This is a genomic window from Mycobacterium talmoniae (assembly GCF_001854525.1).
GTDB classification, from domain to species: Bacteria; Actinomycetota; Actinomycetes; order Mycobacteriales; family Mycobacteriaceae; genus Mycobacterium; species Mycobacterium talmoniae.
Genome location: NZ_MLQM01000080.1, coordinates 1 through 21,727, shown reverse-complemented (window position 1 = coordinate 21,727; position 21,727 = coordinate 1). Strand labels below are relative to the sequence as shown.

General features: G+C 70.0%; 14 protein-coding genes and 1 pseudogene. 14 read left to right on the top strand and 1 reads right to left on the bottom strand.

The features are described 5' to 3' along the window. Together BKN37_RS15250 and BKN37_RS15245 are read left to right on the top strand one after the other, a co-directional pair. A partial coding sequence (locus BKN37_RS15250; RefSeq protein WP_071027291.1) for a Maf family protein occupies positions 1–599 on the top strand: 599 nt, incomplete at its 5' end. A 180-nt stretch (positions 600–779) separates the two neighbouring features. After that, positions 780–1,007 (top strand): hypothetical protein, encoded by a 228-nt coding sequence (locus tag BKN37_RS15245; protein WP_242657257.1) that lies wholly within the window; start codon positions 780–782, stop codon positions 1,005–1,007. A gap of 35 nt (positions 1,008–1,042) precedes the next feature. Here BKN37_RS15245 and BKN37_RS15240 read toward each other — a convergent pair. Beyond that, positions 1,043–1,775: pseudogene (locus BKN37_RS15240) on the bottom strand (PP2C family protein-serine/threonine phosphatase); the annotation flags it as partial. A 268-nt stretch (positions 1,776–2,043) separates the two neighbouring features. On the opposite strand from BKN37_RS15240, the gene BKN37_RS15235 reads away from it, so the two are divergent. The 12 genes from BKN37_RS15235 to BKN37_RS15185 all read left to right on the top strand — a co-directional run. Then, a complete protein-coding gene (locus tag BKN37_RS15235; protein ID WP_071027287.1) occupies positions 2,044–5,760 on the top strand; it encodes a DUF4132 domain-containing protein in 3,717 nt (1,238 codons plus the stop codon). Beyond that, on the top strand, positions 5,753–9,526 hold the full coding sequence (locus BKN37_RS15230) for a WGR and DUF4132 domain-containing protein (RefSeq protein WP_083341812.1): 3,774 nt from the start codon (positions 5,753–5,755) through the stop codon (positions 9,524–9,526). Before BKN37_RS15235 ends, BKN37_RS15230 begins: the two co-directional genes overlap by 8 nt. Positions 9,527–9,581: 55 nt before the next feature. After that, positions 9,582–12,182, top strand: coding sequence for a DUF4132 domain-containing protein (locus tag BKN37_RS15225; protein ID WP_071027285.1), 2,601 nt, complete (start codon positions 9,582–9,584; stop codon positions 12,180–12,182). Beyond that, complete coding sequence (locus BKN37_RS15220) at positions 12,175–13,260, top strand: ATP-binding protein (protein WP_071027282.1); 1,086 nt, start codon at positions 12,175–12,177, stop codon at positions 13,258–13,260. Before BKN37_RS15225 ends, BKN37_RS15220 begins: the two co-directional genes overlap by 8 nt. Before the next feature lie 29 nt (positions 13,261–13,289). Continuing rightward, positions 13,290–14,627 (top strand): DUF5682 family protein, encoded by a 1,338-nt coding sequence (locus tag BKN37_RS30195; protein WP_083341811.1) that lies wholly within the window; start codon positions 13,290–13,292, stop codon positions 14,625–14,627. After that, positions 14,588–15,589, top strand: a complete 1,002-nt coding sequence (locus tag BKN37_RS30190; RefSeq protein ID WP_278184953.1) for a DUF5682 family protein — start codon at positions 14,588–14,590, stop codon at positions 15,587–15,589. The genes BKN37_RS30195 and BKN37_RS30190 overlap by 40 nt, the downstream gene beginning before the upstream one ends. Further along, positions 15,586–16,707 (top strand): VWA domain-containing protein, encoded by a 1,122-nt coding sequence (locus tag BKN37_RS15210; RefSeq protein ID WP_071027280.1) that lies wholly within the window; start codon positions 15,586–15,588, stop codon positions 16,705–16,707. The genes BKN37_RS30190 and BKN37_RS15210 overlap by 4 nt, the downstream gene beginning before the upstream one ends. Then, complete coding sequence (locus BKN37_RS29935) at positions 16,704–18,620, top strand: SWIM zinc finger family protein (protein ID WP_165618346.1); 1,917 nt, start codon at positions 16,704–16,706, stop codon at positions 18,618–18,620. Before BKN37_RS15210 ends, BKN37_RS29935 begins: the two co-directional genes overlap by 4 nt. Before the next feature lie 29 nt (positions 18,621–18,649). Continuing rightward, positions 18,650–19,903, top strand: coding sequence for a DUF4190 domain-containing protein (locus tag BKN37_RS30185; RefSeq protein WP_071027278.1), 1,254 nt, complete (start codon positions 18,650–18,652; stop codon positions 19,901–19,903). A gap of 44 nt (positions 19,904–19,947) precedes the next feature. Further along, entirely contained in the window at positions 19,948–20,853 is a 906-nt protein-coding gene (locus BKN37_RS15195; RefSeq protein WP_071027276.1) for a sulfurtransferase, read from the top strand. Further along, on the top strand, positions 20,850–21,266 hold the full coding sequence (locus tag BKN37_RS15190) for a SufE family protein (protein WP_071027274.1): 417 nt from the start codon (positions 20,850–20,852) through the stop codon (positions 21,264–21,266). The genes BKN37_RS15195 and BKN37_RS15190 overlap by 4 nt, the downstream gene beginning before the upstream one ends. A gap of 83 nt (positions 21,267–21,349) precedes the next feature. After that, positions 21,350–21,727 (top strand): biotin carboxylase N-terminal domain-containing protein (locus tag BKN37_RS15185; protein ID WP_278184952.1); only part of this gene is annotated, 378 nt, incomplete at its 3' end.

The window sequence follows — 21,727 nt, the reverse complement described above, 5'->3', positions numbered from 1 at the left end:
CCGCCCCCGCCCCGGCCCGCGCCCCGCCGGCGCCCCACCCGCGGGCCGCGCGGCCGGGCGACGCCGAGGCCGCCGCCAGGGCGGGTCTGGGTCCCGACGTCGCGCCCGATGCCGTGGTGGCGGCGCTGGCGTCGGCCAAGGCGGACGCGGTGACGCGTCAGCTTCCCGCCGAGGTGGCCGCCGACTGCGTGGTGGTCGGCTGCGATTCGATGCTGCTGCTGGACGGGCACTTGCGCGGCAAACCGGCGTCGCTCGATGCGGCTCGCGCGCAATGGCAGTCGATGGCCGGGCGGTCCGGCCAGCTGCACACCGGGCATTGCCTGATCCGGCTGCAGCACCGGGCGATCACCGATCGGAAATGCGAAACCGTCGTGACCACAGTGCATTTCGGGACACCGACGACGGCCGACCTGGACGCCTACCTGGACAGCGGTGAACCGTTGCAGGTCGCCGGCGGGTTCACCCTGGACGGCTTGGGCGGCTGGTTCATCGACGGCGTCGACGGCGACCCGTCCAGCGTCATCGGGATCAGCCTGCCGCTGCTGCGAACGCTGCTGGGGCGCGTCGGGCTCTCCATCGCCGAGCTGTGGGCGACCTGACCCAACCCAGATCACCGTTGAGATTGCACTCGCGGCTGCGCTTTTGCGTCGAGGCACAGCCCTGGACGCAATCTCAACGCGATCATGCCCCGTTCGCCGTGACCCGATCGCAATACAACTGCAACCCGGCACGCTGGACACGTTGCCCGGTTATGCCGTAACGCGCCGCACACTGGGGCGATGCCAGTCGAAGAAACCATGTGGGACGTACGCGTTTCCCGGGACATCGATCGCTATGACACCGAGCGGCTGCGCGCCGAGCTGGCCAATGTGGTCCGCAAGCAACTGTCGCCGGGCAAGCGGCTGCTGCGGGTGGTGACCTGGTGCCCCAATGGCGGCGCGCTGTTCCGGCCGAAGATCGATGCCCGCCGCTTTGCGGTGGCCTACGAGGTCGCGCTGAGCGTCTGACGAAATCAGGTGTCCAGCTCGGGCACCGCGTTGTCGTCGTGGTCGATGACGTCGGCGACCACGACGGTCACGTTGTCCAGCCCGCCCCCACGCAGAGCCAACTCGATGAGCCGGTCGGCACTGGCGGTGAGGTCGGGGATCTGCAGGGCCTCGGCAATCGCTTCATCGCTGACTGGGTCGGATAGCCCGTCGGAGCAGAGTAAGTAACGGTCCCCGACCATGGCCTCACGCAACGTCAGAGTCGGTTGCGATCTCGCGGCGGCCGTCCACCGCCCGCATCATCAGACTGCGTTGCGGGTGGCTGCGCGCCTCCTCCGGGGTGATCCGCCCTTCATCGACCAGGGTTTGGACGAACCTGTCGTCCTTGGTGATCTGCGTCAGTTCGCCGTCGCGCAACAGGTAGGCGCGCGAGTCACCGATGTGCACCAGCCCCAAGCCGTCGCCGGCGACCAGGATCGCGGTGAGGGTGGTTGCCCCGCCCTGCCCCTCGGGTTCGGCGACGTTGTGGGCGGCGATCGCCGCGTTGCCCTGCTGTACCGCTTCGTCGAGCCTGCTCAGCAGGTCCCCGCCGGGCTCATCGTCGTCGAGCGGGGCCAGCGCGCCGATCATCAGCTGGGAAGCCACCGCCCCGGCTTCGACGCTGCCGTCCCACGAGCTCATCCCGTCGGCCACGGCCAACAGATGCGCACCGGCGTACGCCGAGTCCTCGTTGTTACGGCGGGCCGAACCGACATCGCTGCGGGCGACGTACCGCAGAATTACGCTCAAGGGTGTAGCTCGATCACCGTTTTGCCGATCAGGGCCGGCGTTCCTCCAGAAACTCGCACCGCTGGGATCACCTTCTCCCCCGTCCAGTAGGTGCCGTTTGTTGATCCTAAAACCTCAACCGCACCGGAATAGCCGTGAATCGGCGGTCCGGCCGACGGTGCCCCGCACCAATTTCGGGTTCGAAATACCTGCCGAACGTCCCCGGCGACACCCTTAGGCTAAGACGGGTGATCCGCGGCGGCCGACGCCGCGACAGGAGGGGGCAAGGGTGCGGCTGGAATGCGTCAGCGGATCGTCGAGCAAGTTCTGGCAGGCCGAGGCGCGGGGCGCCGACCTGGTGATCAGCTGGGGACGCATCGGCACCGCCGGCCAAACCCAAACTAAGCCGTTTCCCAGCGCCGCGGCCGCGCAAGCCGAGTTGGCCAAGCTCATTGAGCAGAAAACCAAGAAGGGCTACACCGAAGTCGATGGGGCATCATCAGCACCGGAGCGCACCCCGCCGACGGCACCGGCGGCGCCGAAACCCGACGCTGCCGATGTTCCGCCCTGGTTGGCCGACGGCGACCCGGTCGACCTCGACGAGGAGTTCATCGCCGCGGCCTGGCCGACCCGCGCCCATCCGCCGCGGAGCCTGCCCGAGCCGGATTGGGCGGCGGCGATCGAGCTGGCCAAGACCGGTCGCGAGCTCCTCGATCTCGACCGGACCGATCCACCGCTGCGGGAGCTCCTGGTGTCGCTGTGGAGCCGGGAGCCAGGCACCCTTACCCGCACCGAGGGCTTAGCGCTGCTCGCGATGCAGCGACACAACAATCCAGACGCTGGCGGTGTTTTGCTGCGTGCCATCGCCGCGGATGTCGGTCTACTGGAAGCCACCCGCATGCTCATCGAGAGCCTGCAGTACACCGCGTCCGGGCGTTACGACCACTCACAACGCTTGTGGCACTACGCCCTGCACGCCCAACCGAACACCCACGATTGGTCCCAGCCGCGGTTCGAGGACATCGAAATGCTGCGTCAGATGGCGTGTTTGGCCTCCGAGGGAGAATACGCTGAGGTGGTGGCTGCGGTGCGGGCCGCGGCGCCGCAGCTGTCACCGGCGTATCGGGCTGCGTTCGCGTTGGCGCTGCCCGACACCCCGGAACTCAGCAACCAACTGATCGCCGAATTCGCCGGGCAGGGCCATGCCTGGCTGTCGTGGTTACAGGCCACCGCCACCGATCCCGCGCTCGTCGACCAAGCTCGGCGCATCAAGATCGAGAGCTACCTGTGGTCGTTTCCGGATGCTGCGCCGTTCGTCAACGCGCTGGTGGTCAACCGCGGCTCGGCGGCGGTCTCCGTCCTGGCGCCGCACGCCGAACGTGGTACTGCCGCCGCCGACGCGTTGGCCCGGATTGGGGTGCCAGAGGCGATCCGGGCGTTGGCCGGCGCCGCCAGCGTCAGCAAGGGCAACCTGCGGCGGTTGCGGGCGACAATCGAGCGCTGGCCGGCGGCCGCCATGGCGGGGCTGGCGCAGGTGGTCGGCGACGGAGGCCGCGACGCCGCGGCCACGCGGATCATGCTGGCCGGTGTGGTGGCAAACCACCCCGACCTGGTCGCGGCGGTGCGGCCGTGGTGCGGGGGTAACGCCGGCGCGGTCCTCGACGAGATCGCCGCACAGCTGGGCACCGAGCATGACGAGGCGGCCCCCGACGAGCTGCCGCGGGTGCTGGCCGACCCGCCGTGGCTGCGACCCAAACGGGACCGGCCGCAGGTGGACGGAATCGAGCCGCTCCCGCTCGCCCCGGTGGTGACCCGGCAAGGCGGCCAGCGCCCCCTCCGCCATCTCTCGGGCCAGCCGATTACGACGGCGCAGGAACTGGCACAGTCCATGTGCCGGCCGCGCTACTCCTGGCGCATCCCCGAACTGCCCGACAGCCTTCAACACGACCTGACGGCAGCGCTGATATCCGGCGATGTCGCGGCCAGCGTCGCCGCCTATCAGGCCTGGGTACGGGCATATAAAACCGCCGAAAAGCATGCCTCCACCGACACCAACGGCTACTTGCTGTGCGGCAACGCCGCGGCAACGTTGGATGCGATCTCGCCGGGATTTGCGCTGCGACTGTGGAACGCCTTGGCCGGCACCCAAGATGCGGACTACGGGGTAAGCGAGGTACTCGCCCACCACGGTGTCGATGCCCTGCCCGGCCTGGTCAGCGTGGTCCGTCGCCGGCCCACCGATTACCTGAAAACCGCGATGGTCGTCGGCGCTGTGGAGCTGGCCCCGCTGGTCGCGCGGGCTTACTACAAGTCGAAGACCCTACGCGAACCGGCCATCGACTGGTTGCGCGCGCACCCCGAGCACGCGGCGGCGGGGTTGATCCCAGCGGCGATCGGCGGGCCCGGGGAGGCCCGCGATAACGCTGAGGCCGCCCTGCGGTTCCTGGCCGCCGACGGATCGCGGGAACTGGTCCTCGGTACGGCGGCGCAATACGATCGCGAGGACGTGACTGCGGCGGTTACCGCGATGCTCGATGAGGACCCGACCGGGCTATTCCCGACCAAACGCGCGAAACTGCCTGCCTTTTGGAACCCCAACACGTGGCGGCGCCCACTGTTGCGCACCGGCAAGGCGCTGCCGCTGTCTGCGATAGACCATCTGGGCACCATGCTGGCCTTCCCCACCACCGACGGCGTCTACGCGGGAATCGGTCAAGTCACGGAGGCCTGCAACCCTGATTCGCTGGCCGACTTCGGCTGGGATATGTTCACCGCTTGGCTCAATGCCGGTGGGACGACCAAGGATTCGTGGGCGATGACCAGCCTGGGGCTGCTCGGCAACGACGACACCGCCCGCCAGCTCACCCCGCTGCTGCGCACCTGGCCCGGCGAATCCCAGCACAAACGCGCGGTCACCGGATTGGATGTGCTCGAAGGCATCGGCTCCGATGTGGCGTTGCTGATGCTCAACGGTGTCGCCAACAAGGTCAAATTCAAGGCGCTGCAGCAACGGGCCCGCGAGAAGATCGACCAGATCGCCGCCGACCGCGGCCTGAGCACCACCGAATTGGAAGATCGCCTCGCCCCGGATCTCGGGCTCGACACCGACGGCACCCTGGTGTTGGACTTCGGCCCCCGCCTGTTCCGGGTCGGCTTCGACGAGGCACTCAAACCGTTCGTGCGCGACACCGACGGCGCCCGGCTCAAAGAACTGCCCAAGGCCCGCCGCGACGACGACACCGAGTTGGCGGCCGCTGCCATCGCACGCTGGAAGACGCTCAAGAAAGATGCCCGCACCGTGGCCAGCCAACAACTGCTGCGCCTGGAACTGGCCATGTGCGCCCGCCGGCGCTGGGACGCACCGGTGTTCGAACAGTTTTTGGCCGGCCACCCGCTGGTGCGTCACCTGGCGCGCCGGCTGGTCTGGGCGCACTACGGCGAGACCAACACCGTTCAACGCTGCTTCCGGGTCGCCGAGGACGGCCAGCACACCGACGCCGACGACGAACCGCTCACCGTGCCCGTCGACGCCGTGATCGGGATACCGCACCCCCTGGAGCTCTCCGCCCAAGAGACCGCCGGGTTCGGTCAGCTGTTCACCGATTACGAACTGCTGCAACCCTTTCCCCAACTGGACCGGGACACCTACCGGCTCACCGACGCCGAACACGCCGCCACCGAGCTCAAGCGCTGGAAAGACCTGACCGTCCCCACCGGCAAAATCCTCGGCCTCACCAACCGCGGCTGGCAGCGCGGCACACCACTGGATGCCGGCGTCGTCCACGAAATGGAAAAACCGCTGCCGGGCGGGCGGATCGCGGTCGCCGAACTCTCCGAGGGCATCGCCACCGGAGCCATCGACACCTTCCCCGAGCAGCACATCACCCGAGTGTTTATCGGCATGCCGGGCCATTGGGGCATGGACGCAACCACGCGCACCTTCGGCGAACTCGACGACATCACCGCCAGCGAACTGATCCGCGATCTGGAGGGCTTACGTGGTTGACCAAGTGCGGCGGCTGGAATGCGTCAGCGGATCGTCGAGCAAGTTCTGGCAGGCCGAAGCGCAGGGCGCCGACCTGGTGATCAGCTGGGGACGCATCGGCACCGCCGGGCAAACCCAAACCAAGTCGTTTCCCACCCCCAGCGCCGCGCATGCGGAGTTGACCAAGCTCGTCGACCAGAAAACCAAGAAGGGCTACACCGAAGTCGACGGGGCACCATCAGCACCGGAGCCCACCACACCGACGCCGCCCCAGCCGCCGGCGGCATCGGCCTCGAACCCGGACATCGCCGATGTCCCGCCCTGGCTGGCCGACGGCGACCCGGTGGACCTCGACGAGGAGTTCATCGCCGCGGCCGCACCGACCCGCGCCCACCCGCCGCGGCACCTGCCCGAGCCGGATTGGGCGGGGATTATCGACGCCGCGAAGGCTAACGGGGAACTCTTCGACCTGGACGCGACCCAGTCGGACCTGCGCGACCCACTAGCCTCCCTGTGGAGCCAACAGCCGGGGTCCTATACGCCCACCCAATGCCACATCCTGCTGGCGATGCAGCGGACCCGCCACTGGTCGACCGAGGGCGCCTCGTTCATGCGAGCCATCGTCGCCGACGCCGGGGTGGTCGAAGCTGCCCGCTTGCTGATCGGCAGCCTCTCCCACACCGTCATCGTCGACTACGACAACCAACGCAGGCGCCGTTACTCCCTGCCGTATTACTACGAGCCGCGACCACCCGCCAGCACACCGCTATTCGAAGACGTTGAGCTGCTGGGTCAGTTGGCATGCCTGGCCTCCGAGAAGGAATACGCCGAACTGGTGGAGGTGGTACGCGCCGCCGGCCCACAACTGAAGCCGGTGTATCGGGCGGCGTTCGCCCTGGCGCTGCCCGACACCCCCGAGCTCAGCCACGAGCTGATCACCGAATTCGCCGACGCCGGGCACAACTGGGTGTCGTGGTTGCAGGCCACCGCCACCGACCCCGAACTCATCGAGCGGGCCCGGCGCGTCAAGACCGAGTCCTACTCCGCGAAGTTCGCCGACACCGCGAAGTTCGTCAACGCGCTGGTGGTCAACCGCGGCTCAGCGGCGGCGTCGGTGCTCACCCCGCACGCCGGGCACCCGACGGCCGGCGCCGCCCTGGCCCGGATCGGCCTGCCGGAGGCGATCCGGGCGCTGGCCGGTGTTGCCAGTGCCAGCAAAGAAAACATGCAACGGCTGCGGCACGCAGTCGACCGCTGGCCGGCAGCCGCCGTCGCCGGGCTCGCCCAAACGCTGGGCGACGGCGGCCGCAGCGCCGCGGCGGCACGGGTCATGCTGGCCGGCGTGGCCGCGTCCAAACCCGACCTGGTCGCGGCGGTGCGGCCCTGGCTGACCGGCGCGGCCGGCGCCGTGCTCGACGACGTCGCCGGGCAGCTCGCCGCCGACTTTGACGAGGCGGCCCTCGACGAGCTGCCGCGGGTGCTGGCCGACCCGCCTTGGTTGCGACCCAAGCGTGACCGGCCGCTGGTGGACCGGCTCGAGCCGCTCGCGTCGGCCCCGGTGGCGACCTGGTACGACGGCGAACGCGATGAGTGGGCGAAATCTGGCAGCTACCTTGCCGACGACCCGATCGCGACGGCACAGGAACTAGCCGAGTCGATGTGCGCGACGCGCTACTGGGATGCGGCCGAGGTACCCGACAGCCTGCAGCAGGATCTGGCGGCTGCGCTGGCGTCCGGCGATGTCGCGGCCAGCGTCGCCGCCTTCCAAGCGTGGGCGCAGGCGTACAAGGCGGCATCCCGATACGGCAGCTCCGCGCAAGTCAACCCAAACTTGCTGTGCAATAGGGCCGAAGCAGTCCTGGATGCGATCTCCCCCGGCTTCGGGCTGCGGCTGTGGAATGCGTTGGCCGGCGGCTACGACAGTCATTACCGCGCGGTGATCTATGTGCTGGCTCGCCACGGCGTCGACGGGGTGCCCGGGCTCGTCGGTTTGGTCCGGCGCCGCCCCAATGAATACCTGGGCGCCGCAAGAGTATTCGGTGCTGTGGAGCTCGCCCCGCTGGTTGCACGCGCCTATCGCAAGTTGAAGACGCTGCGGGAGTCCGCCATCGACTGGTTGCGTGCGCATCCCGAACACGCCGCGGGCGGGTTGATCCCAGCGGCGATCGGCGCACCCGGGGAGACCCGCGACAACGCTGAAGCCGCCCTGCGGTTCCTTGCCATCGATGGATCGCGGGAACTCATTCTGGCGACGGCGGCGAAATACGATCGCGAGGAGGTGACCGCAGCCGTGGTCGCCATGCTCGACGAGGACCCGACCGAGCTGTACCCAACCAAACGTCCCAAGCTGCCCACCTTTTGGAACCCCACAGCGTGGCGGCGCCCGATGCTGACCACCGGCAAGGCGATCCCGTTGACGGCGGTCGATCACTTCGGCACCATGCTGGCCTTCCCCACCGCCGACGGCATCTACGCTGGGGTCACCCAGGTGACGGCATCCTGCACCCGCGACTCGCTGGCGGCCTTCGGCTGGGACCTGTTCACCGCCTGGCTCAATGCCGCTGCACCGACGAAGGAGTCGTGGGCGATGACCAGTCTCGGGCTGCTGGGCAATGACGACACCGCCCGCCAACTCACCCCCCTGTTGCGGGCCTGGCCCGGCGAATCGCAGCACAAACGCGCAGTCACCGGCCTGGATGTGCTCGAAGGCATCGGCTCCGACGTGGCCCTGATGATGCTCAACGGTGTCGCGGGCAAGGTGAAATTCAAGGCCCTGCAAGACCGGGCCCGCGAGAAGATCGACCAGATCGCGCTAAACCGCGGCCTGACCACTGCCGAGCTGGAGGACCGGCTGGCCCCGGACCTGGGTTTGGACGCCGACGGCACGCTACTGCTGGACTTCGGCCCGCGTCGGTTCCGGGTCGGCTTCGACGAGGCGCTCAAACCGTTCGTGCGCGACGCCGACGGCGCCCGGCTCAAAGAACTGCCCAAGGCCCGCCGCGACGACGACACCGAGTTGGCCGCGGCCGCCGCCACGCGGTGGAAAACCCTGAAAAAGGGTGCCCGCACCGTCGCCGGCCAACAGCTGCTGCGCCTGGAGTTGGCGATGTGTACCCGCCGCCACTGGGACACCGAGGTGTTCGAACAGTTCTTGGCCGGCCACCCGCTGGTGCGTCACCTGGTGCGCCGGCTGGTGTGGGCGGTCTACACCGAGACGGACACCATCCAGCGCTGCTTCCGGGTCGCCGAGGACGGCCAATACACCGACGCCGACGACGAACCGGTCACCCTGCCCACCGGCGCGCTGATCAGGTTGCCGCATCCGCTGGAGCTGTCCTCCGACGACCGTACCGCGTTCGGCCAACTGTTCACCGACTACGAACTGCTGCAACCCTTCCCGCAACTCGACCGCGACACTTACCGGCTGACCGACGCCGAACGGGCCGCCACCGAGCTGACCCGATGGGCCGACCTGACCGTTCCCATCGGAAAGATCCTGGGGCTGACCAACCGGGGCTGGGAACGCGGTGAGCCCGAGGACGCCGGTGTCGTCATGGAAATGGTGAAACCGCTAGCCGGCGGATCGGCCCTAGTGGCCGAGCTGTCCGACGGGCTCTCCATCTCCACCGGAACGATCGACGCGTTTGCCGCCGAGCAGCAGATCATCCGGGTATTCGTCGGGGGACCGGGACGGTGGGGTACCGATCGCCCCCAACACACCTTCGGCGGACTCGACGACATCACCGCCAGCGAGCTGATCCGCGACCTGGAGGCGCTCCGTAGCTAACGACGACGCGAAGCAGCTGGAACCGGTCGCACCCTGGCTGGCCGACGGCGACCCGGTGGACCTCGACGAGGAGTTCATCGCCGCGGCCCGGCCGACCCGCGCCCACCCGCCACCGCGCCTGCCTGAACCGGATTGGGCGGCCGCACGCGATGCGGCCAACTTGTACCGCAACACGATCGATCTCGACCAGACCGATCCGCAGCTGCGGGACGCGCTGGCGTCGCTGTGGGGCGGGGAACCGGGCGGCTATACCCGCGCTGAGCGCGTTGTGTTGCTGGTGCTGAGGCGCATCTACCCCCATCAAACCAGCAGCGCCGCGGTGATGCGTGCTGTCGCGGCGGACGTCGCCCTGGCCGAGGCCGCCCGGATCCTCCTCGAAAGTCTGCCGTACATCCTCTCCAGCGACGGGAGCCTCCGACAGCGCCAGTTTTTCTTGCACTCCCAACCCGACACTCGTACCTGGTACGTCCCGCCCACCCCGCAGTTGGCGGAGATCGAGATGCTGGGCCGGATGGCGTGCTTGGCCTCCGACGACGAATACGCCGAGCTGGTGAGCGTGGTACGGACCGCCGCCCCGCAGCTGCCCCCGGTGTATCGGGCGGCGTTCGCGCTCGCACTGCCCGACAGCCCGGAACTCAGCCACGAGCTGATTACCGAATTCGCCGGGGAAGACCAGCCATGGGTGTCCTGGTTGCAAGCCACCGCCACCGACCCCGACCTGATCGAGAAAGCCCGAGCTGTCCAGACCCACCGCGGTGTGCCGGTGTTCGCCGACGACGTCGCGTTGGTCAATGCGCTGGTGGTCAACCGGGGTTCGGCGGCGGTGCCGGTGCTCACCCCGTACGCCGCGCACACGACGGCCGCCGCGGCGTTGGCTCGGATCGGGCTGCCCGATGCGCTTCGGGCCCTAGCCGGCGTTGCCGGCACCAGCAAAGATCACCAACAGCTGCTACGCCGCGCGATCAAACGCTGGCCGGCGGCCGCAGTCGCCGGGCTGACCCAAGCGGTCGGCGACGGCGGCCACAACGCCGCCGCAACCCGGGTCCTCCTTGTCGATCTCGCGGCCCGCAAACCCGGGCTGGTCGCGGCGGTGCGGCCCTGGCTGACCGGCGCGGCCGGCACTGCACTCGACGACGTCACCCAACAGCTCAGCGCCGACTATGACGAGGCGAGCCTCGACGAGCTACCGCGGGTGCTGACCGACCCACACCATGAAGATCCCGCCGCTTTTCCAGCGAAACTGCCTAAGCTGCCGTCCTTTTGGAATCCGCGGGCGTGGCAGCGCCCGATGCTGCACACCGGCAGGGTGCTGCCTCTCGTGGCCGTTGACCATTTGGGCGCCATGCTGGCGTTCCACACCGGCGACGGCCACTACCCCGGCATCGCCGACGTCAAGCAGGCCTGCACGTCCGACTCGCTGGCCGGGTTCGGATGGGATATGTTCACCGCCTGGCTCAACGCCGGTGCGCCCAGCAAGGATTCCTGGGCGATGCGAAGCCTGGGCCCGCTGGGCAACGACGACACCGCCCGCCGGTTCACGCCGCTGGTGCGCGCCTGGCCCGGCCAAGCATTCCGCAAACGCGCTGTGGCCGGTCTCGATGTGCTGGCCGACATCGGCTCCGATGTGGCGTTGATGCTGCTCAACGGGATCGCGGCCAACCTTAAATTCAAAGCCCTACAAGACCGTGCCCGCGACAAAATCGACCAGATCGCCGCGGGACGCGGTCTAACCACTGCCCAACTCGAAGACCGGCTCGTCCCCGACCTCGGCCTGGATACCAACGGCACCTTGCTGTTGAACTTCGGGCCGCGCCAGTTCCGAGTCGGCTTCGACGAGCGGCTCAAGCCGTTCGTGCGTAACCTTGACGGCGCCCGGCTCAAGGAACTGCCCAAGGCCCGTCGCGACGACGACGCCGAGCTGGCCGGCGCGGCAACCGCCCGCTGGAAAGCCCTCAAAGCGGATGCCCGCACCGTCTCCGGTCAGCAACTGCTGCGGCTGGAGCTGGCGATGGGAGCCCACCGGCGGTGGGATCTGGCGGACTTCGAGCCGTTCCTGGCTCGCCATCCGCTGGTACGCCACCTAGTGCGCCGGCTGATGTGGGCGGTCTACACCGAGGCCGGCACCGTCGAACGCTGCTTCCGGGTCGCGGAGGACGGCCAATACACCGATGCCGACGATGAACCGGTCGCCCTGCCGGGAGATGCCCTGATCGGACTGCCGCACCCGCTGGAAATCTCCGCCGACGATCGCACCGCGTTCGGCCAGCTGTTCACCGACTACGAACTGCTGCAGCCCTTCCCGCAACTCGACCGCGACACTTACCGGCTGACCGACGCCGAACGGGCCGCCACCGAGCTGAACCGGTGGGCGGACCTGAACATCCCCGTCGGCAAGATCAACGGCCTGACCAGCCGCGGCTGGCAGCGCGGCGCATTCATACGCGAACTGTTAAAACCACTGCCCGACGGGTGGATCGCGGTTGCCGCGCTGTCCGATGGTTACGCCACCGAGATCGCCCACAGCTACCCCAAACAGATCACCCGGCTGTATATCGACACGCCGGACCGCCGGACCCCCGACCGGCACACCTTCGGCGAACTCGACGACATCACCGCCAGCGAACTGATCCGCGACCTGGAGGCGCTTCGTGGCTAACGACGACACCCAGCTGCAGCGGCCCCCGGCCGAAATCGCGTACGCCGACGAGCTTTCCGTCCTCACCGCCGACACCACCAGCCCCCGCCCACCGGGCTGGAACATGGACCTGCGGTCCGCGCGGGCGTTCGTCCTCGGCGACCCGGCCCGCGGTATCACCGCCAAAGTCGTCGCCCCGGTCGCCTCCATCGAACGGATGTTGGTCACCCTGGCCACCGGGCGCGGCCTGATGCTGGTCGGCGCCCCGGGCACGGCCAAGTCGCTGCTCTCCGAGCTGCTGGCGACCGCGGTCAGCGGGCTGTCCACCCTGACCATCCAGGGTGGCGCGTCGATCACCGAGGACCAGATCAAGTACTCGTGGAACTATGCGCTGCTGATCAATGAGGGTCCCAGCCCGCAGGCGCTGGTGCCGGCACCGCTGTACACCGGGATGGCGCAGGGCAAGGTGGTGCGGTTCGAAGAGATCACCCGCACCCCGCTGGAGGTGCAGGACAGCCTGCTGGGCATGCTGTCCGACCGGGTGATGGCGGTCCCGGAACTGTCCGGCGCGGCCGGCATGCTGTACGCCCGCGAGGGATTCAACGTGATCGCCACCGCGAACACCAAGGACCGCGGTGTCAACGAGATGAGCGCCGCGCTCAAACGCCGGTTCGACTTCGAAACCGTGTTCCCCATCCTGGATTTCGACGCCGAACTGGATCTGGTGGCCCGCGCGTCGACGACGCTGCTGGAGCGCAGCGGCATCCCGGTGACCGTCCCCGAGCCGGTGCTGGAGTTGCTGGTGCGCACCTTCCGGGATCTGCGGGACGGCGGCGGCGGGTCGGCGATGGATCGGCTCACCGCGGTGATGTCCACCGCGGAGGCGGTCAACGTCGCCCATGCGGTCGGGGTGCGGGCCTGGTTCTTGGACCAGCGTGCCGGCACCCCGGCCGATTTGGTGGAAAGCATCGCCGGCACCGTCGTCAAGGACGACGCCGACGACCGGGCCAAGCTGCGGCGCTACTTCGAGCAGACCGCGGCGCAGCGCAACGGGACGCATTGGCAGCAGTTCTACGCCGCCCGCGACCGGCTGCCCTGAGCATGACGCCCGAGCCGACAATCGTTGGGGTGCGGCACCATTCGCCGGCCTGTGCCCGGCTGGTGGTCGCCGAGATCGAGCGGCTGCACCCGGCGCACGTGCTGATCGAGGGCCCCTGCGACATGAACGGGCGCCTCGATGAACTCGACGCCGGGCACCGGTTGCCGATCGCGGTGTACAGCTACCTGTCGGCGCCGGGAGTCCACCGCGGCTCGTGGTCGCCGCTGGCCGAGCACTCCCCGGAGTGGCAGGCGTTGCGGGTGGGCCGACGTCTCGGGGCGCAGGTCGCCTTCATCGACCTGCCGGCCTGGCATGACGCGTTCGCCGAGTTGAGCAACCGCTACGCCGACGACGCCGACGCGCAGGCCGAACGGCGCGCCGAGGCCTACACCGCGGCGGTGGCACGTCAGCTGGGCGTCGACAGCCGAGACGCATTATGGGACCACCTCTTCGAATCGTTCGCCGACCCGGACGTGGGCCCGCTGGCCGACCGGTTGGGGGCGTGGTTCACCGGTCTGCGCGACGAGGACCCGGGTTCACCGGGCAACGCTGCCCGCGAGGAGCTGATGGCCACCTGGATCGCCTGGGCGCAGCACCGCGGCGAGGGGCCGGTGCTGGTGGTGTGCGGCGGCTACCACGCGCCGGCGCTGGCCCGCCGCTGGCGGCAGCTGCCGGTGTCCGCTACCCCGCCGCCCGTCCCGGCACCGCCCGCCGGCGCCGATGTACGCCACGGTTCCTACCTGGTGCCGTTCAGTTTCCGCCAACTCGACGCGTTCACCGGTTACGCCTCGGGGATGCCGTCGCCGGCCTACTACCAGTGGCTGTGGGAGCACGGCGCCGCCGAAGCCGGCCGGTTGCTGCTGCACCAGAGCCGGGACCGGCTGCGCGCCAAGAAGCTCCCGGTCTCCACCGCCACCCTGCTGGCCGTGCACACCCACGCGCACGGCCTGGCGCGGCTGCGCGGACACGCCGTCCCGCTGCGCAGCGATTGGCTGGATTCGATTGCGGCCGGCTGGGTCACCGACGCCTTGGAGGCGCCGTTGCCGTGGAGTTACCGCGGCCCGCTGGCGCCGCGCACCGACCCGGTGCTGGTCGAGGTGATGGATGTGCTGTCCGGCGACCAGGTGGGCGCGCTGGCACCCGACACCCCGCATCCGCCGCTGGTGGCCGCCGTCGACGCCGAACTGGCCGCCCACCACCTCACCCTCGGCGACGACGTCGCCTTGGATCTGCTGACGCCCACCGACCGGCAGCGCAGCCGAATCCTGCACCGGCTGGGCCTGCTGGAGATTCCGGCACCAAACGCGTCGCCGGCCCCGCCCGCGCCCTGGAGGTCAGCCGCGACCCCACCGAACGGTGGCGGCTGACCGATCCGCCCACCCGGCTGCCGGCGCTGATCGAGGCCGGCGCCTGGGGCGCCACCCTGGTCGACGCCGCCCGCAACCGCTGGGCCGCCACCCTCGCCGCACCCGGGCTCGGGGTGGCCGGGTTGGCCACCGCGCTGGACCGGGCCGCCGCCGCCGGACTGGACACCGTGCAGACCGAGGTGCTGACCCGGCTGCGGGCCAACGTCGCCGCCGAAGCCGATCTGGGCGCACTCGGGGAGGCGCTGCGGGTGCTGCTGCCGCTGGCACGCCATCCGCAGGTGCTCGGCCTCACCGACCTGCCCGCGGTGCGGGCCACCGTCGCCGCCATCACCGACCGGGCACTGTGGCTGCTGGAACCCCCGGCTCCGGTGGCTCCCGCCGACGTCGAGGGCCACCTGCGGCTGGTGATCGGGCTGCGCGACCTGATCCGCGCCGGTGACACGGACGCAGACGCCATCCGCCCGGACCGCATTGTGGCGGTGCTGGACCGCAAAGCCCGCTGCGCACAATCCGACCCGGCCAGCCGGGGGGCGGCGCTGGGGGCGTTGATCAGCGTGGCCGACACGGTGGCCGCTCCGGCCGAACTACCCAGCCCGGTGCAGGTGTTGGGGTCGGTGAACACCGCCCGGCTCGGCGACGCGCTGGCCGGGCTGTTGGCGTTGGCCCGCGAAGAGCTCACCGTCGCCGAGGATTTCCTGGTCGGGCTCGACGCGTTGATCCGCGGGCTCGGCGATGCCGACTTCGTTGGCGCCCTGCCGGCGCTGCGGGCCGCGTTCGGGTGGCTGCCGCCCCGCGAACGCGGTGAGCTGGCCGAGGCGGTACTGGCCCTGCACGGCGCGACCGGGCTGTCCCGGCGCAGCCTGACCGGGCGTCTCGCACTGGACCCGCAGGTGCTGGCCGCGGCCGCCGCCGCCGAACACGCCGCCGTGGCCCGGCTACAGCCGTGGGACGTGCTGACGTGATTGATGTCCCAGAACCCTTGCAGCGCTGGCGGTTACTGCTCGGCGCGGCCGCGGACGGCGCGTTGGGCCGCCCGGACGGCGAGCTGGCCGCCGCCGACGCCGCACTGGACTGGCTGTACGGGCGTGACCCGGACCGCATCGAACGCGGCGAACGGATCGGCGGCGACGGCGAGTCGACGCTGACGGTGCCCGAATGGATCGACACCGTGCACCGGCTGTTCCCGCAGGAGGTGATCGAGCGGGTCGAACGCGACGCGGTGGAACGTTTCGGAATCACCGAGATCGTCACCCGGCTCGACGTGCTGGAACGCATCGAACCGTCCGAATCCCTGCTGCGCGCGGTGCTGCAGACCAAACACCTGATGAACCCCGAGGTGCTGGCCGCGGCCCGACACCTGGTCGGTGAGGTGGTGCGCCGGCTGCTGGCCGAATTGCAGACCGAGGTGCGTCGCGCCTTCTCCGGTGTGCTGGATCGGCGGCGGCGCTCGCCGGTGCCGGTGGCCCGCAACTTCGATTTCCGCGGCACCGTCAAAACCAACCTGGACCGGTGGGATCCGCGGCGGCAGCGGCTGTATCTGCAGCGGCCGTTGTTCCTCAGCCGCACCCAACGCCACACCGAGCGGTGGCGGATCGTGTTGCTGGTCGATCAGAGCGGCTCCATGGTGGACTCGGTGATCCACTCCGCGGTGCTGGCCAGCTGCCTGTGGCAGCTGCCCGGGATGGACACCAGCCTGGCCGCCTTCGACACCTCGGTGGTGGATCTGACCAGCGAGGTGACCGACCCGGTGGAGTTGTTGATGAAGGTGCAACTGGGCGGCGGCACCGACATCGCGGCCGCGGTCGGCTGGGCGCAGCAGCGGCTGGCCAGCCCGCACCGGTCGATCGTGGTGGTGATCTCCGACTTCTTCGAGGGCGGTTCGGCCCGGTTGCTGGTGCGGCGGGTCAAAGAGTTGGTGGCCGGCGGGACCACGGTGCTGGGGTTGGCGGCGCTGGACCGCGACGCCAACCCCAGCTACAACCGGGAGCTGGCCGCCGAGCTGGTGGCGGCCGGCGCCGAGGTGGCCGCGATGACCCCCGGCGAGCTGGCGTCCTGGCTGGCCGAACAGGTGCGCCGGTGACCGCCCGCGCGGACCTGCTGGAGCTGACCGGCGAGGCGCTGACCGCGCTGGCCAATCCCGGTTTCGTGAAGCGGGCCCGCAAGGATCTCGACGCCGGCCGGGTGCCCGATCTCGCCGTCGCCGACGACGGGAGCGTCACCGCGCGCTTCCCCGACGGCGTCGTCACCACCTTGCCGCCGGGGGTGACGGTGAAGGACGCCGCGTGCAGCTGCCCGGCCAGCGGGTGGTGCCGGCACCGGGTGATCCTGGTGCTGGCCTACCAGGACCGCTTCGCCGCCGACGCGGGGGCGGCCGCGACCCAGCCGTGGACGCCGGCCGTGTTCGACGACGACGCGCTGGCGGTGGCGATGCCCGCCGCCACGCTGGCCGCCGCACGGCGCGCCGCGCGACGACTCACCGTCCGGCTGGCGACGCCCGCCGGGGTGCCGACCGCGCGGTTGCCGCTGAACACCGTGCAGTTCTTTTCGCCGTCGTCGCTGGCCCACGCCCGCTGCGACTGCCGCGAGGTCAGCGGCTGCGCGCACGTCGCGGTGGCGGTGTGGGCGTTCCGCGCGGCCGGGCCGGACGCACTTTCGGCCGACGAAATCGTGGTCACCCTCGGCGGCGACGACCGGGTCGGTGCCGAGGTGGACGAGTTCGACGCCGGTCTTTCCGAGCTGGTCGCCGCGCTGTGGCTCGACGGGGCGGCCGGATCCGACGCCGGCGTGGACGCCCGGCTGGGCGCGCTGATCGAGCGGGCCCGCCGCGCCGGGTGGAGTTGGGTCGTCGCCGACCTGGAGGAGCTGAGCCGACAGCGGGACGCGCTGCACCACCGCCGCACCGACGCCGACCCGGATCTGCTGCTCACCCTGGTCACCGAGGCGCCGGCCCGGCTGCGCGCCGCGCGCGCGGCGACCGGGCACACCGCGCCGCAGCGCACCGCCGCGGAGATCCTCGGCGTCGGGGTGCCCGGCGAGGCCGAGCTGGCCCACCTGCGGCTGATCTCGTTGGGCGCCCAGTGCTGGCGGGAGCCGGACGGCGTCGGCGCGCGGGTGTATTTGGCCGACCCGGACACCGGGCAGGTGTCGGTGCTGGAGCGACGCTGGTCGGGTACCCAGCCGGCCGCCGAGCGGCGGCTGCTGGGGGCGGCGCTGCGCCGGGTGGCGCAGGGCCAGGTGGTGACCGGCGGGGCGCGTCGCCGCGCGCTGGGACTGATCGACATCTCCGCCGACCGTCGCCGCACCGCCATACATCCGCTGGGGCCGCGGTCCTGGGATGGCCCCGGGCTACCGCACGGGCTACGCACCGAACCGCTGCCCGCGTTCACCCGCCCGCGCCGGCTCGGGTCGGGGATCCGGTTGCTGACCGTCGAACAGGTCGGCGGCTGGGGGTTCGACGCGGCCGCCCAAGAGTTGGTGGCCACCCTCGGCGGCCCCGACGGTGAGCTGCGCCTGGTGTTGCCCCAGTCGGCGGCCAGCCCGGGCGCGCTGGACGCGTTGGCCCAGGTGCTCGACGGCGAGGTCGGCGCGCTGCGCCAAATCAGCGGCCAGGTGTCTAGGCACCACGGCCGGCTGGTGTGCCAGCCGCTGGCGGTGGCCACCGACGAGCGGACCGTGGTGCTGGCCACCGCGTCGCCGCTGGGTCGCGTCCTGCCGCCGGCGCCGGTCGACGTGGCGCCGGGCGGACCGGCTGTGCTGGTCGACGACACCCGCCGCGAGCTGAGCGGATGGCTGCGCCGCGGGCTGCGCCAGCAGGGCCGCGCGGCACGCGATCGGCTGGCCGGGTTGGCCGACCGGCTCACCGCGGCGGCCATGCCGGTCACCGGTGCGGAGCTCGCCGCGGCGGTGGCCGCGGTCGGCGACGACACCGCCGCCGCGATCGTGGCCCTGCAGCGGGTCAGCCTGCTGCTCACGGAAATTGCACAAGGCGGGTGAGCGGTGCCGGCCCCACTTATGCTCCCGAGGTGAGTGCTGACACCGAGAACCCGCCGCCGGAAGTGCCGTCCGCGGCGACCGGCAAGGTCAACACGTTGGCGACGTTATCGGTGGTGTTCGCGTTCCTGTTCGCCCCGGTCGGGGCGGCGCTGGGGCATGTGGCGCTATCCCAGATCAGACGCCACCGCCAGCCCGGGCGCACTCGGGCAGTCATCGGCGTCACCACGTCGTATCTGCTGATCGTGGCGACGGTGGTGGTACTGGCGGTGTGGCCGCTGCGCGACCGAGGGCACCCGGCCACCACAACCCCCGCCAACGGGCTGCACAACGACACCCCGAGCACCGCCAACGTCTCAGCCCACACTCCGCGCAGCGTCACCGCCACCATCACCGTGGGCGGGGAACCCGCCGGGATAGCAGCCGATCCCGCCGCCCACACCGTGTACGTCACCGTCTCCAGCGACGTCGGTGCCTACCGCGCCGGCGCGCTGCCGGTCATCGACGCCGCGACCAACACCGTCACGGGGAGAATCAACATCGACTATCCACTCGACGTTGCGGTCGATTCGGCCACGCACACCGCCTATGTCACCGGCGGGTACTGGGGCCGCAATCGCGGCCTGTCGGTGATCGACACCGCCGCCGGTGTCATCACCGCCACCGTCGACGTTTCCGGGCTCGACATTGCGCTCGACCCCGCCGCCCACACCGCGTACGTCGCCGGCGGCGGCGACCATGAGCCCGGCCACGTGTCGGTCGTCGACCTGACCACCAACACCGTCACCACCACCACCAAAAGCGACACCGAAGGTCCGGCCTACGTGGCGGTCGACCCGGCCACCCACACCGCCTACTTCACCGACTGGGGCGGCACCGTATCGGTCATCGACACCACCGGCACCGTCACCACCACCATCACGACCGGCGGTGGGCCGTCGGGGGTTGCGGTGGACACCGGCGGCCATACCGGCTACGTCACCAACTTCGGTGATGGCGTCACGGTCATCGACACAACCACCAACACGGTCACCACCACCATCAAAGCCGGCAACGGCCCGGACACGGTGGCGATCGATTCAGCCGCCCACACCGCCTACGTCACCAACAACAAGGACGGCACCGTGTCGGTGATCGATACCACCACCAACACCGTCACCACGACCATCAAAGTCGGCAAACGCCCGAGCGGGGTGGCCGTCGATTCCGGCACCCACATCGCGTACGTCGCCAACAGTGGCGACGGCACCGTGTCGGTGATCTCGCCTTCGCTCAGAAACGGCTGAACCGGCGGGACAGTATTTTCCCCGCCGACGGTAGGCTCGGGGACGTGCCAGTGCCCGCTGATCCCAGCCCAGTCCTGCAGTCCTACGCCCATCCCGAACGGTTGGTGACCGCCGACTGGCTGTCCGCCAATTTGGGTCGCCCCGGTTTGGCGGTGGTGGAGTCCGACGAGGACGTGCTGCTCTACGACGTCGGCCACATTCCCGGCGCGGTGAAAATCGACTGGGTCACCGACCTCAACGACCACCCGGTCCGCGACTACCTGGACGGCGCCAAGTTCGCCGAACTGATGGACCGCAAGGGCATCGCCCGCGACGACACCGTCGTCATCTACGGCGACAAATCCAACTGGTGGGCCGCCTACGCGCTGTGGGTGTTCACCCTGTTCGGTCACCCCGATGTGCGGTTGCTCGACGGCGGACGCGACCTGTGGATCTCGTCGGGCCGGGAAACCACCCTGGAGGTGCCGGCCAAAACCTCCACCGGCTACCCGGTGGTCGACCGCAACGACGCCCCCATTCGCGCCTACAAGGACGACGTGCTGGCCATCCTCGGCAAGCAGCCGCTGATCGACGTCCGCTCGCCGCAGGAGTACACCGGCGAACGCACCCACATGCCCGACTATCCCGAGGAGGGCACGCTGCGCGGCGGCCACATCCCGACCGCGGTGCACATCCCGTGGGCCAAGGCAGCCGACGACAGCGGGCGGTTCCGCCCCCGCAAGGAGCTGGAAGAGATCTACGGCTTCCTCAAGCCGGACGACAAGACCGTCGTGTACTGCCGGATCGGGGAACGCTCCAGCCACACCTGGTTCGTGCTCACCCACCTGCTCGGTAAGGAGGGGGTCCGCAACTACGACGGCTCTTGGACGGAGTGGGGTAACGCGGTGCGGGTGCCCATCGTCGATGGCTTAGAACCAGGACAAGCACCGGGAGGCGTACCCGCTCAATGAGCATGCCCGCCCCGCTGGCCGAGGTGGTAGCGGACTTCGCCGAGGTCCAGGGCCAGGACAAGTTGGCGCTGCTGCTGGAGTTCGCCAACGATTTGCCGCCGATCCCCGCGGAGCTGGAGGAAGCGGCGATGGAGCCGGTGCCGGAGTGCCAGTCACCGCTGTTTTTGCATGTCGACGCCGCCGATCGGCAGCGGGTGCGGCTGTTCTTCAGCGCCCCCGCCGAGGCCCCCACCACCCGCGGGTTCGCCTCGATTCTGGCGGCGGGTCTCGACGAGCAGCCGGCCGACGACATCTTGGCGGTGCCGGAGGACTTCTACGCCGACCTGGGCCTTGCCGCGCTGATCAGCCCGCTGCGGCTGCGCGGCATGTCGGCCATGCTGACCAGGATCAAGCGGCGACTGCGGGCCACCTAACCCGCCCGGCGGTTCGCACCTTAAACTGCTGCGGGATACATTCTTAAAGACCTTTCTTAGAGAACATTGCTTCAGGAGGCCCAGTGGCGACTCATGCCAGCTCAAAGATCTCCAAGGTGCTCATCGCCAACCGCGGGGAGATCGCGGTCCGGGTGATCCGGGCCGCCCGGGACGCCGGACTGCAGAGTGTGGCGGTCTACGCCGAACCCGACGCCGACGCGCCGCACGTCCGGCTGGCCGACGAGGCCTTCGCGCTGGGTGGCCAGACCTCGGCGGAGTCCTACCTCGACTTCGCCAAGATCCTGGACGCCGCCGCGAAGTCCGGCGCCAACGCGATCCACCCCGGCTACGGCTTTCTCTCCGAGAACGCCGACTTCGCGCAGGCCGTGATCGACGCGGGGCTGATCTGGATCGGCCCGAGCCCGCAGTCGATCCGCGACCTGGGTGACAAGGTCACCGCC